Raw genomic sequence first — 15063 nt, forward strand, 5'->3', positions numbered from 1 at the left:
CAGCCCCTCCAGTTCCTCCAGCCACAGGGCCGCCGCCGCATCGGAGGGCATCCGCCAGTCTCCCCGGGGGGACAGGGCCACCGAACCCACCTTGGGACCGTCGGCCAGGCAGGAGCGCTTAAATTGCTGGGAAAAGAACCGGCGGTAGAAATTTTTCAGCCACTTCAGCAGGGTGGCCCGGTCATACCGCTTGCCCATGGCCTGCTCCGCCAGGCGCAGCACCTTCCGGGGGGAGAAGCCCCAGCGGATGGCGTAATAAAGGTAGAAGTCGTGGAGTTCATAGGGTCCCACCAGATCCTCGGTCTTTTGGGCGATCTGCCCCTCGATGGCGGGGAGCAGTTCGGGGGACACGGGGGTGTCCAGAATGTCGGAGAGCACGGTGGACAGCTGGGGGTCCTCCGCCTCCTTGTCATCGGAGATGAAGCTCACCAGATGGCGCACCAGGGTCTTGGGGATGCCGGCGTTGACGGCGTAGTTGCTCATGTGGTCCCCATTGTAGGTACACCAGCCCAGGGCCAACTCGGACAGGTCCCCGGTGCCGATGACCAGCCCGCCGGTCTGGTTGGCGATGTCCATAAGCACCTGGGTCCGCTCCCTGGCCTGGCCGTTTTCAAAGGTTACGTCATGGTCGGCCATGGACTGGCCGATGTCCTCAAAGTGGACCTTCACCGCCCGGCCGATGTCAATGGTGCGCAGGGTGCAGCCCAGCCGCTGGGCCAGCAGTACCGCGTTGGATCTGGTGCGGTCGGTGGTACCGAAACAGGGCATGGTGACGGCAATGATGTCGGTGGCGGGGCGGTCCAGCATCTCCATGGCCACCGCGGTGATAAGCACCGCCAGAGTGGAGTCCAGCCCGCCGGACAAGCCCACCACCGCCGTCCTGGCGCCGGTGTGTTCCAGCCGCTTTTTCAGGCCCAGGGCGGCAACATACAAAATCTCATTGCACCGCTCGGCCCGGTCGCTCTCGTCCTGGGGGACAAAGGGGGTGGGCGATACGGGGCGGGTGAGGTGGGTGTCGCTCAGCTCCAGGGAGAAGGAAACCCGCCAGATTTCCCGGCTCTTATCCACGCTGTATGTGTTCATCCGCTGTCGCTCGTAGGTCAGCCGCTTCACATCCAGTTCACTGACGGTGAGGCCGGAGGCAAACCGCCGCTGGGCCAGAATGGCGCCGTTCTCGGCGATGAGGTTGTGGCCGGCAAACACCAGATCGGTGGTGGATTCTCCCTCCCCGGCATCGGCATACACATAGCCGCACACCAGCCGGCCGGACTGGCCGGACACCAGGGAGCGGCGGTAGGCCGCCTTGCCCACCAGTTCATTGGAGGCGGACAGGTTCAGAATCACCGTGGCCCCCGCCCGGGCCAGGGCGGCGGAGGGAGGTTCCGGCGCCCACAGATCCTCGCACAGCTCCACCCCAATCGCCAGCTCAGGCAGGCTGTCGCAGGCAAACAGGAGACTGTCACAGAGGGAGACCTCCTGTCCGCACAACTCCACCATAGCGTCCATCCCAGCCCCCGAGGCAAACCACCGCTGCTCATAAAACTCCCCGTAATTGGGCAGATGCGTCTTGGGAACCAGCCCCAAAATCTCTCCGCTCTGGATAACAGCGGCGCAATTATACAATTTGTTGTCCCATTTGCTCCGCACCGGCAGGCCGAGGGCGGTCACCATGTCCAGATTGCGGGTCGCCTCCAGGATGGTTTTGAGGCCCTCCTCCGCTCCCTCCAGCAGGGTGGGCTGGAGGAACAAGTCCCCGCATGTGTAGCCGGTAAGGCAGAGCTCCGGCAGGCAGAGCACCTTCACCCCCTGCTTATCCGCCTCCCGCATGAGGGTAAAAATCTGCTCGGCATTATAACGGCAGTCGGCCACCCGGATCTTCGGGGTGCCGGCGGCCACTTTCACAAATCCGTCGCGCATAGAAAGCGCCTCCTTTATGTTCCGCACGGAATTCACTTTATCATACCCTAATTTTTCTCTGATTGCAACGCAAAGCACCGAAAAGCCCCGGCCGGAGGCCGGGGCTTTTCGGGTGTGTGTTGTGTGTTCGCAAAGGTGTTGGAGAGGGATAAGAGAGGAATTGGTTTGGGAGGATGGTCTTGCTTGTGATTCATCTCTGAATCTGTCTGTATCATACCGGGTAAATAAGGCTAAATCGTGACCCCTTTGTGAATAAACTGTTAATTCTACTTTTTGTATTTCCTCCCCTTCCCGCTTGACAGAGCAGCGGTTTGGTGATATATTGCTGTTGCAAAATCGGCTGAGACGGAGAAGAACCCGCGCAGCGGCGGACAGAGAGGGGCCTCACGGCTGGAAGGGTCCCACGGCACGCGGCGGCTGTACCACTCCCGAGCCGCCCGGGAGGACCGGGCCGGGGCTTTCCCGTTACAGGAAGTCACAAGCGGCGAGATGTCACGCTGCGCGCCCTCCGCGACGGCCAACAGTTTTATGCTCCGCCGAAAATGCCGTCGGGCCTCGCCCGACCTGTTTTTCGGTCTGCGCGCGTCACTGTTGTTCTGCTCCCGGGCGCCTCCGCGCTTCTGGCAAGCAGGGTGGAACCGTGGGACGTTTTTTCGCGCCTCACCCCTGACCAATCAGGGGTGAGGCGTTTTTTACCCTCCGCCCCAAGTTTGAAGGAGGTATTTCAGATGTCCGAAGAAGTGAAAAACGAGTTTAGCTTTGAAAATCCCGAGTACCGTAAAACCTACTGGCACACCTGCTCCCACGTGATGGCCCAGGCGGTGAAGCGGCTGTGGCCGGAGGTGAAGCTTGCCATCGGCCCCTCCATTGAGGAGGGCTGGTACTATGATATGGACGCCCCCTTTGCCTTCACCCCCGAGCATCTGGAGCAGATTGAGGCCGAGATGCGGAAAATCTGCAAGGAGAAGCTGAAGCTGGAGCGGTTTGAGCTGCCCCGGGAGGAGGCCCTGAAGTTCATGGCCGAGAAGGAGGAGCCTTTCAAGGTGGAGCTGATCCAGGACCTGCCGGAGGACGCCCACATCTCCTTCTACAAGCAGGGAGAGTTCACCGACTTGTGCGCCGGTCCCCACCTGGATTCCACCGGGCGCATCAAGGGTAACGCCCTCAAGCTCACCGCCTGCAACGCCGCCTACTGGCGGGGGGACTCCAACCGGGAGACCCTTCAGCGCATTTATGGCATTGCCTTCCCCAAGAAGGATGAGCTGGACGCCTATCTCCAGCGCATTGAGGAGGCCAAGCGCCGGGACCACCGGAAGCTGGGCAGGGAGCTTGGCCTGTTCATGCTGCGGGACGAGGGTCCCGGCTTCCCCTTCTTCCTTCCCAAGGGCATGGTGCTGCGCAACACCCTCATTGATTACTGGCGGCAGGTCCACAAGAAGTATGGCTACGTGGAGATTTCCACCCCCATCATGCTCAACCGGCAGCTGTGGGAGCGCTCCGGCCACTGGGATCACTACAAGAACAACATGTACACCACCGTCATTGACGAGACCGACTTCGCCATCAAGCCCATGAACTGCCCTGGCGGCATGCTGGTCTACTCCAGCGAGCCTCACTCCTACCGGGACCTGCCCCTGCGGGTGGGTGAGCTGGGCCTGGTCCACCGGCATGAGCTCTCCGGCGCCCTCCACGGCCTGTTCCGGGTGCGCTGCTTCACCCAGGACGACGCCCACCTGTTCATGACTCAGGAGCAGCTGAAGGACGAGATCAAAAACGTGGTGAAGCTGTTTGACGAGGTCTACTCCGTCTTCGGCCTGCCCTACAAGATTGAGCTGTCCACCATGCCCGAGGACCACATCGGCACCGTGGAGCAGTGGGAGCACAATCAGGACATTCTGAAAGAAGCCATCACCGAGATGGGCAAAGATTTTGTCATCAACGAGGGGGACGGCGCTTTCTACGGACCCAAGCTGGACTTCCACCTGGCCGACTCTCTGGGCCGCACCTGGCAGTGCGGCACCGTGCAGCTGGACTCCCAGCTGCCCGAGCGGTTCGAGCTGGAGTACGTGGGCGAGGATGGGGAGAAGCACCGGCCCGTCATGCTCCACCGGGTGGTGCTGGGCTCCATTGAGCGGTTTATCGGCGTCATTACCGAGCACTTTGCCGGCGCCTTTCCCACCTGGCTGGCTCCCGTGCAGGTGAAGGTGCTGCCCATCACCGACCGGGCCGCCGGCTACGCCGCCCAGGTGGCAGCCAAGCTGGACGCGCTGGGCTACCGGGTGGAGGTGGACGGCCGCAACGAGAAGATTGGCAAGAAGATTCGGGACACCCAGCTGGAGAAGGTCCCCTATATGCTGGTGGTGGGCGATAAGGAGGCCGAGACCGGCGATGTGGCGGTGCGCAACCGCCACGGCGCCCAAACCGTCATGTCCTTCGACGCCTTTGCCGCCCAGCTGAAGGAGGAAGTGAACACCAAGGCCCTGGAGCAGAAGGAAGGCTGAGAATCTGAGACTGCCGGAAAAGTGGCGGAGCCACTTTTCCGGCAGTCTCTGGCCGCCCGGTCCGGGCGGCCATTTTTTATCTGAACCCAGAGTTGATGGGCGGCAAGTAGAGGTGGACTTTCCCTGTGGGATATGTTAGAATGTCCTCTGCCGGGCGGCGTCCCGGCCTATTTTTTGCACAAAGGACGGATGGTTATGGGTACCACCCTCAGCACCCTCACAAACCTGGCGATTTACATTGCCCTGGTGGTTATCGGGGCGTTTATCGGCTCCCGGGAGGGGGTGCGCAGCCGCCCCCTGGTGTGGGTGGGCAAGCTGCAATTTGTGGCGCTGATGATCCTCATCGTCACCCTGGGGGTCAACCTGGGGGCCAATGACGAGGTCATCGCCTCCCTGGGGCAGATTGGTCTGGCCGCTCTGCTCATTACGATGCTGGCCATGTCCGGCTCCATCCTCTTTCTCTCCCTGCTGCGGCGGTTTGTCCTGAGGCTGGATCGGTTCGGACTGCCCCGCGGCTCCGAGCGGTCGGAGGAGCAGGGAACCCACGCCGCCGGTAAGGCGGACAACTCCCTCACCAAGTGGATTGTCATCGCGGTGGTGTTGGGGATGCTGGCGGGCCGGTTTGTACTGCCAGCCGCCGTCACCGCCCACTGCGGCACGGTCATCAACTTCGGCCTGTACCTTCTGCTGTTTATGGTGGGCATGGACATGGGCAAGCAGGGTACCCTGCTCAGCGACATCAGAGCCGCCGGCTTCCAGGTGCTGCTGGTGCCGGTGGCGGTGTGCGTCGGCACTCTGGTGTGCGCCGCCCTGGCCGGACTTTTCCTCCCCATCGGCGTAAAGGACTCCATGGCCGCCGCCTCCGGCCTGGGCTGGTACTCCCTGGCCCCCACCCTGCTGGCCCCTTACTCCCTGTCGGTGTCGGCGGTGGCCTTTCTGTCCAACGTGATGCGGGAGATCTTTTCCATCCTCTTTATTCCCCTGGTGGCCCGGTACATCGGCTATGTGGAGTGTGCCGCCCTGCCCGGCGCCGCCGCCATGGACACGGTGCTTCCCGTGGTGGTGGGCGCCACCCACGAGCGGATCACCATTTACTCCTTTACCTCCGGCGTGGTGCTCTCCCTGGCGGTCCCCATTCTGGTCCCCGCCATCGTGGCCCTGCCCTTCTGAGGAGGCATGCGGTATGGAAATTGAACGCCGTTGGCTGGTCAATGGCTGGCCGGAGTTAGAACACACCGCCGTCGTCTACATGGACCAGGGCTATTTTGCTGTCCGTCCCGCCGTCCGGGTCCGCCGGGAGGCGGCGGCGGGCTGCCCCTGCCGGTACGTTGTCTGCTTCAAGGGCAAGGGCGGTCTGGTGCGGGAGGAGATTGAGCTGCCGGTGACGGAAGCGCAATACCAGGCCCTGGCCGGGATGCTCACCGCCCCTATGATCCAAAAGGAGCAGCGCCGTTACTCCCTCCCCGGGGGCCTGACGCTGGAGGTCAACCAGGTGGACCGGGACCGGGACACCGGCTTCTTTTACGCCGAGGTGGAGTTCCCTCATGAAGAGGCCGCCCGGGCCTGGCGGCCCCCGGCGGAGCTGGCGGACTATCTCAGTCAGGAGACCACCGGCCAGCCGGGAGAGAGTATGGCGGCCTACTGGGCGCGCACCCGCTGACAGAAGATGTATCATTCCTGAGATACATGTCCCCGGGAATGACGGATTTCCATTTGATTCTGTCGCCTGCGGGCGACAAAACGCTGCGAGGCTCCCTGCGGGGGAGGTTTTTCCTCAAGCTGAAATCGCCGGCAGAGCATCTGCCGGTGATTTTTTGTCCTCCGCCCCTGCTTGGTCCGTTCATTTTGACTTGGACTATGCCGAAAAATAATTATGGTACTTTAGCTGCGAACCGGATACTGATATAATTCTCACAAATAAAAGGGGAAAACATTGTGAAAGCGATTACACATCTCACAAAAATTCGCCGCGGGTGGCCGAGAGGTGCCTATGAACATTAAGATCAACCGCAGCAGTCAGACCCCCGTCTATCTCCAGATCAAGTGCGCGGTGCAAAACCTGATTCTGTCCGGTGAGATCAGCACGGGCTATAAGATGCCCGCGGAGCGGAGGCTGGCGGAGGAGCTGGGGGTACACCGGAACACCGTCATCAAGGCCTATGGGGAGCTGGTGGCCGACGGCTTCCTCATCGTCTCCACCAAAAGTCCCAAGGGCTACTTCGTCCAGGAGATTGCCGAGGAGGAGTTTTCCTTCAACCGTTTTTTCCCGCTGGAGAAGATGATCCGCTACCACTTCAACGAGAAGGAAAAGCTCTTTCTGGACATCTATTGCCGCTCGGAGCAGACAAACTGCCTCTCCCTAGCCGGCATGGTGATCGACGAAAGCGCCTGTCCGGCGGAGGGCCTGGCACAGGTGATGAGCTGCATCGCCCGGGTCCCCCGGATGAACGAGGCCGAGCGGATGAAGAAAAACATCTGCTCCCTGCTGTTCCAGGAGAACATGTACATCAGCCCAAAGAACATCCAGCTGGTGTCGGAAACCAACCACGCCCTTAACCATATTCTGACCCTCTACCTCAAGGAGGGGGACTATGTGCTGGCGGAGGACCCCATGGTGCCGGACAACGCCAGCATTTTCCGTAACAAGGGCATCCATCTGGTTACCGTTCCCATGGAGGAGGACGGCATGGACATGCTCCAGCTGGAGGCCAGCATCAAGAAATACGCCCCCAAGTTTATCTATGCCATGCCCAACTACCATAACCCCACGGGAATTCAGACCTCTCTGGAGAAGCGGAAGAAGCTGCTGGATCTGGCGGGCAAGTACTGTATCCCCATTATTGAGGAGGACTCCCAGCGGGATTTCCGGTATGACGGCAACCGGCTGCCCAGTCTGTACGCCCTGGACCGGTACCGCTCGGTGATTTACGTGGACTCCTTTACCCTTACCTTCCCCTACGGCATCAAGACGGGCTACATCGTGGGTCCCACCGACCTGATTGAGACCCTGGGCCGGCTTATCATGGTGGATGAAACCACGGTGAGCAGCCTGGGTCAGAGCATGCTCAACGAATACATCGAGCGGGGCTACTTCCAGCGGCATCTGGAGCGGCTGGTCCGGTACTACGCCCACAAGCGGGATCTGCTGTGTGCCTGCCTGGACCGGATCGCGGACCGGGGGATTCGCTATATCCGGCCAAAGGGAGGGCTGCTGGTTTGGTGCTCCCTGGAGGAGGGAATCAACGAACGGGTCCTGTTTCAGGAGGCGGAAAAGCTGGGGCTGCTCATCATACCAGGCTTTCTGTTCTACTCCAGCGGATATGCCAGGGGCGGTCATATCCGGCTGTGCTTTTCCAACATCAGAGATGAAGATATTGAGCGAGCAGTGGATATCTTAGGCGAGGCGCTGCGCAGAAGCACCGAGCCAAGCAAATAGGAGGGATTGGATGAATCAGTTAGCTGAATACCGCAGAGAATTCCACAAATACCCCGAAAATGGCTGGCGGGAGTTCCGCACCAGCGCCCGGGTGGCTGAGCTGCTCACCGGGATGGGCTACACCGTGGCCATGGGGCCAGAGGTGATTGAGCCGTCCAGCGTGGGGGAGCCGGAGCGTCTGAGCCAGGAGCAGGTCCGGGCGGAGATGGACCGGGCCATCCGTCAGGGCGCCAAGGCGGAGTTTGTGGAGCGCACCCAGGGCTGGCCCGGCGTCATGGCGGTGCTGGACACCGGCCGGGAGGGACCGGTCTCCGCCATGCGCTTTGAGCTGGACTGCCTGCCCTATGATGAGCCCCAGAAGGAGGGCTACCGCCCCTACGACCAGGGCTACCTCTCCTGCAATCCCCTGTCGGTCCACGCCTGCGGCCATGACGGACACACCGCCATCGGCCTGGGCATCGCCCAGGCCCTGCTCCAGCGGAAGGACCGGCTGAAGGGAAAGATCAAGCTCTTCTTCCAGCCGGCGGAGGAGACCTTCTACGGCGCCCAGTCCATTGTGGACAAGGGGCATCTGGACGACGTGATGAACTTCATCGCGGTCCACATCGCCCTGAGCGCCGACAACAAGCCTCTGCCCTCCCACACAATGGCCTGCGGCTGCCGGGATTTCCTCAGCGACCGTCAGCTGGACGTGTACCTGGAGGGGAAGGCGGCCCACCCCTGCGGCTCCTCCCAGGAAGGGCGCAACGCCCTGCTGGCGGCCTGCTCCGCCGCTCTGAACATCCACAGCATCGCCCCCCACGGGGCGGGCCTGTGCCGGGTGAACGTGGGGGAAATCCACGCCGGAGTGTGCGCCAACACCATCGCTCCCAATGCCATGATGCGCATCGAGTACCGGGGGCAGTATCCGGAGATCTCCGCCTATGCCGGGCAGCGGATCTTTGACATCCTGGACGGCACCGCCAAGGCCTACGGCCTCACCTACCGCTATGTGGACTACGGCGAAGTACCCGCCGGCGCCAGCGACTATGCCATGATGGAGATCATCCAGCGGGCGGCCAAAAAGGTACCCTGGTTCCAGACGGTGTACTTTGAGGGCAACGTGGGCGGTACCGACGACGCCGCCGTGATGATCACCAAGGTACAACAAAACGGCGGCATCGGCACCTATGTGGGCATCGGCGCCGACACCACCAACACCCTGCACGACGCGGAATTTGACTTTGATGAGGACTGCCTGCCGGCGGCGGCCGAGCTGTGTGTGTACGCCCTGGAGGAAATCCACGGGGCGGAGGAGAGGTAACAAAGTCCCCGGGCCGGGCGGCCCGAAAAGTATAAAGAGGAGGTTTTTGCGCAATGGCAGAGAAAGTTGCATCCAAGCTGAAGGGAAACATGTGGCGGCTGATCATCCTGGCAATCGCCGGCTCCCTGATCTACGGCCTGCCCTATTTCCGCACCTACTACTATGACGCCTACGTGGCGGCATACAACCTGACCAACACCCAGATGGGCTCCCTGGGCTCCATGTTCGGTGTGTTCGGCATGGTGTCCTACCTGTTCGGCGGCGTGGTGGCCGACTTCTTCTCCCCCAAGAAGCTGATTTCGGTCTCCCTGATTCTCACCGGTGTGGCGGGCATCTGCCACCTGTTTGTCACCAGCTACTCCATGCTGCTGGTGATCTACCTGGTGTGGGGCTTCACGTCCCTGTTCGCCTTCTGGCCCGCTCTGGTGAAGGGCATCCGCAGCCTGGCTTCCCAGAATGAGCAGGGTAAGGCCTACGGCTTCATGGAGGCCGGCCGCGGCGTCACCAACGCCATCCACCTGGCCATCGCCCTGGCCATCATCAACGCGGTGAGCAGAAGCTCCGGCGGCGGCTCCGACATCACCGCCTCCGGCCTCAATGCCGGCATCGTGTTCTACTCCGCAGTGGTCATCGTGCTGGGCCTGCTGGTGCTGATGTTCTTCAAGGATGAGAAGGGCGGCGAGAAGTCCGAGCGCTTCAACTTCAAGCAGGTGGTCACCGTCATCAAACTGCCCCAGGTGTGGATCCTCTGCGTGATCCTGTGCTGCACCTATGTGATGAACATGTCCTACTCCTACTTCAACCCCTACGCCACCTCCGCCTTCAGCATGGCCATGATCGGCGGCACCATTGTGACCATTATGGCCGACTACATCCGGCCCTTTGCCTCCGTGGGCGGCGGCGTGCTGGCTGACCGCATCGGCCGGCCCAAGATCATGGTAACCTGCTTCCTCATTATGGCCGTCGGCACCCTGGCGATCGCCCTCTTCCCCACCATGAGCGTACCTGTCTTCGTCATTGTCTGCGCCATCATCTACGTGGGCATGTACTGCAACTACGGCATCGTCTTCTCCCTGATGGAGGACGGCGGCATCCCCATGGAGGTCTCCGGCACCGCCATCGGCCTGATCAGCACCATCGGTTACCTGCCTGAGGTGGTCTGCCCCCTGGCCGCCGGCACGATCCTGGATACTTATTCCGAGCTTGGCTACAAATATTACTTCATCGCCGTGGCCGTGATGATGTTCATCGGCATCGGCGCCATCCTGGTGTGGAACCTCAGCCTGAAAAAGCAGAAGAACGCCTGAGCACGCCGGCATTACCCCGTCAAAAACAGAGGCTCCCGGACCAAAATGGTCCGGGAGCCTTGGCTTTTCTGTCGGAATTTACTTGCCGCCCTTCAGGGCCTTCATTCGATCGGCGTGGCTCAGGATACGCTTGCGCAGGCGGAGTGACTGGGGGGTGACCTCCAGCAGCTCATCATCCGCCAAAAACTCCAGGCACTGCTCCAGGCTCATCTGGCGGGGAGGCGTAAGCCGCAGCGCCTCGTCGGAGCCGGAGGCCCGCATATTGGTCAGCTGCTTTTTCTTGCAGATATTGACCGAAATATCCTCCTGCTTGGGGGTCTCCCCCACCACCATGCCTGCGTAGACAGGCACGCCGGCGCCGATGAAGAGCACCCCCCGCTCCTGGGCGTTGAACAGGCCGTAGGTCACGCTCTCGCCAGTCTCAAAGGACACCAGGGAACCGGAGTTGCGCCGCTGGATCTCCCCCTTCATGGGGGCGTAGCACTCAAAGACGGAGGCCATGATACCCTCGCCCTTGGTGTCGGTCAAAAACTCGTTGCGGTAGCCGAACAGGCCCCGGGAGGGTACCAGAAATTCAATCTTCATCCGCTCCCCCACAGGGGTCATCTCCAGCAAATCTCCCTTCCGGGCTCCGATCTTTTCAATCACCGAACCCACGCTGTCGGAGGGTACGTCCACCACCAGCCGCTCCACAGGCTCGCACTTCTTGCCGTCAATCTCCTGGTAGAGTACCCGGGGCGGAGATACCTGAAACTCGTATCCCTCACGGCGCATGGTCTCAATGAGAATGGACAGGCTCATCTCCCCTCGGCCCGCCACGTTGAAGGCGTCGGTGGAGTCGGTCTCGGTAACCCGGAGGGACACGTCCTTCAGGGTCTCCCGGAACAGCCGGTCCCGAATCTGCCGGGAGGTGACAAACTTGCCCTCCTTTCCGGCAAAGGGGGAATCGTTCACCGAGAAGGTCATTTCAATGGTGGGGGCGGAGATCTTCACAAACTCAATGGGTTCCACCGCCTCGGGGGCGCAGATGGTGTCCCCGATGGTGATCTCCCCGATGCCGCTCATGGCGATGATGTTGCCGGCGGTGGCCTCGGTCACCGGCACCCGGCCCAACCCGTCAAACTGATACAGGGCGGTGGCCTTGGCTTTGGCGGGAGCCTCGTCAGGCTTGTGGTAGTTGCACACCGCAATCTCCTGGTTTTGCTTCACGGTACCCCGCTCAATGCGGCCGATGGCGATGCGGCCCACAAAGTCGTTGTAGTCAATGGAGGAGACCAGCATCTGGAAGGGGGCGTCCACCTCCGCCTCCGGGGCGGGAATATAGTTGAGGATGGTCTCAAACAGGGGGACCAGATCGGTGCCGGGCTGATCAGGCGAGTAGGAGGCAGTTCCCTGCCGGCCGGAGCAGAACAGGGTGGGGGACTCAAACTGCTCGTCAGTGGCGTTCAAATCCAGCAGCAGCTCCAACACCTCGTCCATTACCTCGTGGATGCGCTGGTCGGGGCGGTCAATCTTGTTGACCACCACAATCACCTTGTGGCCCAGCTCCAGAGCCTTGGACAGCACAAAGCGGGTCTGCGGCATGGGGCCTTCCGCGGCGTCCACCAGCAAAATGACGCCGTTGACCATTTTCAGAATGCGCTCCACCTCGCCGCCAAAGTCGGCATGGCCCGGGGTATCCACAATGTTGATCTTGACATCCTTGTAGTGAACGGCGGTATTCTTGGCCAGAATGGTGATGCCCCGCTCCCGTTCCAGATCGTTGGAGTCCATCACCCGCTCCACCGTAGCCTGATTCTCCCGGTAAATGCCGCCCTGCTTGAGCATCTCATCCACCAGGGTAGTCTTTCCATGGTCTACGTGGGCAATAATCGCTACGTTTCTCAGCTTTGTATCCTGCAAAGTGATACACCTCAAATCCGATATCATACAGTATTCCGATAAGCTCGACCATTTATTATACCGTATCGCTTCTTTCCGCGCAACCGCTTTCCGTAAAAAATCCGCCGAAATCCGGCCCGCTTCCCGCCGCCCAGTTCAAGGAAGGTGTTGATTGCAAAAAAAATTAAAAATTTTTGTTAATTTAACCAAAACTTACTATATATAAAAAGAGGCAGGAACTGATACGTAGTTTCTGCCTCTATATTATTTTAAGTCTGCGTTTAAACATATAAGGCATATATTTGAAATGGTTTTTGGCCGTCTGTGTTATTAGACAAAAATATTTCTCCCAATTCGATCATGTGTTTCCGGTGTATATTCCATCCAACCCAGCAAATAGTGAACAGGCGGAGGGGTTTGTCAAAATTTTGTTGTTTTCTTACTTCAGAACAGCATCAAAGTTAGTGCAATCCTGTATCTGGTCGTTGTTTACAGGGATCGTAAATAGCCACCCTGCCATTGCACAGTCGCCTTCTTCGGGGTTATAAGTGTATTTGACATAGACAGAGAGAGTGCCGTTCTCTTTCGAAACAGAATCTACCCCAAATCGAGGAGTGCAACTACCTGCCTCCACATAGACCAAAAGCAAGGTGTTTTCAAGAAAGAAATCCTCCGTATAATCAGCAGTCACTTCCTCAAAAGAGAGTACTTCGTCCCAAGTTCCAACCATAGTAAAGATGCCTGAAAATGTTGTTTTGAACTCGTTTAGTTCTTCTAATGTGCCGCACTTGTAGACGGGAATATGTCGGGCCGAACTAAGTTCAAATGTGTCCTTGTTAAGTGCCAATTCTCTGATTTTGGGGTCATCCGACCAGTTCGCCCAAGAAACAGAAGCATTACAGTCGATTGTTTCTGTTATGTCAGTTTCGCCCATGGACGATTGGTCACTCGCCGGTGTATTGCTCGGCGGCGGTGTCTGGTCCTGTTGCTGACCGTCCTGCATATTGTTTTTGAGTAAATTATCGTTCTGTTCACCGCAAGCCACAAGAGTACACACCATAGTAAAAGCAAGTAATAGTGTTAAAAATTTCTTCATCGTATGTACCTCCAATCTGCAATATGTCTTTATTATTTTAGACGCAAAATTTCTCGAAAAGTTCTATATTATAATCTATTCTGCTATTTGGTGAAACCGCCGGACTTTCTTTCACCAACGCTCAGCTTGAACAGGGACCTTTTCGCCTCCCTTTTCAAGGAAAGTAGTGATTTCGCGGAAAATTGAAAACTATTGGTAAATATAGACAAAAGGGTATGCCCTCCAGATGAGGCATACCCTTTCAAAGTGCTGTTTGCTTATTAAAGAGTTATTTTCTTATCTGTTCTCCACAGAAGGGGCAGAACTTTCCAACAGGCCCCAATATACCAAGAAAATGATGACAAAATGGACATTTTATTTTAATAATGCTGATTATAATTCCTATTATAAATATCAATACACCGATACTGGATAAAAAAGTGAATGTTTCGTATTTCCATATCTGATACCCAAATAAAAATGCTCCCAAAAGCATTATTCCGCTTGAAAGGATATTCCAAAACCGTAGCACGTTCATAAATGATTCACTCCTTTATCTAAAATTTATCATACTATTGTATAGTTTACTACCATGAAGCCGTAAAATTTAATCGTAGAAGTTGAATTATCAATGGTTCTCGCTTTTTGAATGTACTCCCAATTCGATAATGTGTTTCCGGTGTATATTCCATCCAACCCAGTGAATAATTATTGGAAAATTTTAGTTTGGTACTTGGGTGTTGTTCTGTGGGGTGTGCATCTACCGGCAACATGAAAATGATCACTCTAATTTGAATATCAGCAATCCTTGTAAACCTGTAATGCCTACATCACACTTGCCCCCTTTCTTATTCGAACATCTTATTTCTTCTAATTCTGGTTTCCCTATGACCTCCACACCTAACTTGCGGGCATATTGCCGTGCCTCTATGGTTACCCGGTTGTTGGTTATTACGACTGGCGTTCCGTCATTTCCAAAATAGTGACAGCCTGTAAATGCCTCTTGGATTGGTTTCATTCCCACAGTGGTATTCCAGAACTTGCACTGGATATAAAACTTGTAGGCTTTCTCATCGACTGTCTTGGAAGCGATGATGTCAATGCCCCGATCCTCTTTCCCGGTCAGGTGCGCATCAAAGCCAAGGTTGACTAAGATGTTTAGGATGGTGTTCTCGAAATCTGCTCCGGTTAAACACTCTGAAATGCTTAATACTTTTGGCATGTGTATGCCCTCCAAAGAATGTACTCACCCCGGTTTTCCGAAGTTGTACCTCCTTATACTTTCATGATGGAGGGCCTAAAGTGGGAATGTCCTGCTCAAAACACTTATGATGCGTTTGCGTTCAGACTGTATCAACGGCTTTTTCTACCTTTACTCAACAACAAATTAAATTTGTTTGATATTACAAAAACGCACTTAATCATGTGTGCAAATCGACTAACAACGCAAAACGGCCACAAGCACGAGGCAAATCACCTTTTGCTTGTGGCCGTTCTCAAGTTAGAGGCTGCTATTTGGTGAAACCGACGGAGTTTGGGCCATCACTACTTATCTTGAAAAGGGACCCTTTTCGCCTCACCGTTGACAGAAGTGGAAAGTTGGGATACAATGATTCAACGTTAATGTTTGATCGGGAAGCGTC

General features: G+C 57.6%; 10 protein-coding genes. 6 read left to right on the forward strand and 4 right to left on the reverse strand.

All coding sequences use genetic code 11. The features are described 5' to 3' along the window. On the reverse strand, positions 1 to 1917 hold a 1917-nt coding region (locus Q0J74_RS06460), incomplete at its 3' end, for an NAD(+) synthase (protein ID WP_297212375.1). A gap of 728 nt (positions 1918 to 2645) precedes the next feature. Between Q0J74_RS06460 and thrS the strand changes: the two genes are divergently transcribed. The 6 genes from thrS to Q0J74_RS06490 all read left to right on the forward strand — a co-directional run bounded on the left by thrS (position 2646) and on the right by Q0J74_RS06490 (position 10464). Continuing rightward, the gene (gene thrS / locus Q0J74_RS06465) at positions 2646 to 4418 is read left to right on the forward strand and encodes a threonine--tRNA ligase (protein ID WP_297212378.1); all 1773 of its coding nucleotides are present in this window, start codon (positions 2646 to 2648) and stop codon (positions 4416 to 4418) included. Between the two features lie 195 nt (positions 4419 to 4613). Beyond that, positions 4614 to 5588 (forward strand): lysine exporter LysO family protein, encoded by a 975-nt coding sequence (locus Q0J74_RS06470; RefSeq protein ID WP_297212380.1) that lies wholly within the window; start codon positions 4614 to 4616, stop codon positions 5586 to 5588. 13 nt (positions 5589 to 5601) lie between these two features. After that, a complete protein-coding gene (locus Q0J74_RS06475) occupies positions 5602 to 6078 on the forward strand; it encodes a hypothetical protein (protein ID WP_297212382.1) in 477 nt (158 codons plus the stop codon). Between the two features lie 330 nt (positions 6079 to 6408). Then, positions 6409 to 7854 (forward strand): PLP-dependent aminotransferase family protein, encoded by a 1446-nt coding sequence (locus Q0J74_RS06480; protein ID WP_297212385.1) that lies wholly within the window; start codon positions 6409 to 6411, stop codon positions 7852 to 7854. A gap of 10 nt (positions 7855 to 7864) precedes the next feature. Next, positions 7865 to 9157 carry an amidohydrolase gene (locus Q0J74_RS06485; RefSeq protein ID WP_297212389.1) on the forward strand — a complete coding sequence of 431 codons (1293 nt, stop codon included), beginning with the start codon at positions 7865 to 7867 and terminating at the stop codon, positions 9155 to 9157. Between the two features lie 53 nt (positions 9158 to 9210). Continuing rightward, the gene (locus Q0J74_RS06490) at positions 9211 to 10464 is read left to right on the forward strand and encodes an MFS transporter (protein ID WP_297212392.1); all 1254 of its coding nucleotides are present in this window, start codon (positions 9211 to 9213) and stop codon (positions 10462 to 10464) included. Between the two features lie 78 nt (positions 10465 to 10542). Here Q0J74_RS06490 and typA read toward each other — a convergent pair whose 3' ends face one another. The 3 genes from typA to Q0J74_RS06505 all read right to left on the reverse strand — a co-directional run bounded on the left by typA (position 10543) and on the right by Q0J74_RS06505 (position 14642). Next, positions 10543 to 12366 carry a translational GTPase TypA gene (typA, locus tag Q0J74_RS06495; protein WP_297212395.1) on the reverse strand — a complete coding sequence of 608 codons (1824 nt, stop codon included), beginning with the start codon at positions 12364 to 12366 and terminating at the stop codon, positions 10543 to 10545. A 418-nt stretch (positions 12367 to 12784) separates the two neighbouring features. Continuing rightward, positions 12785 to 13441 (reverse strand): hypothetical protein, encoded by a 657-nt coding sequence (locus Q0J74_RS06500; RefSeq protein ID WP_297212398.1) that lies wholly within the window; start codon positions 13439 to 13441, stop codon positions 12785 to 12787. A gap of 760 nt (positions 13442 to 14201) precedes the next feature. Further along, positions 14202 to 14642 carry a restriction endonuclease gene (locus Q0J74_RS06505; protein ID WP_297212401.1) on the reverse strand — a complete coding sequence of 147 codons (441 nt, stop codon included), beginning with the start codon at positions 14640 to 14642 and terminating at the stop codon, positions 14202 to 14204. Positions 14643 to 15063: the final 421 nt, after the last annotated feature.

Source organism: uncultured Flavonifractor sp. (genome assembly GCF_944387675.1).
Lineage (GTDB): Bacteria > Bacillota > Clostridia > Oscillospirales > Oscillospiraceae > Flavonifractor.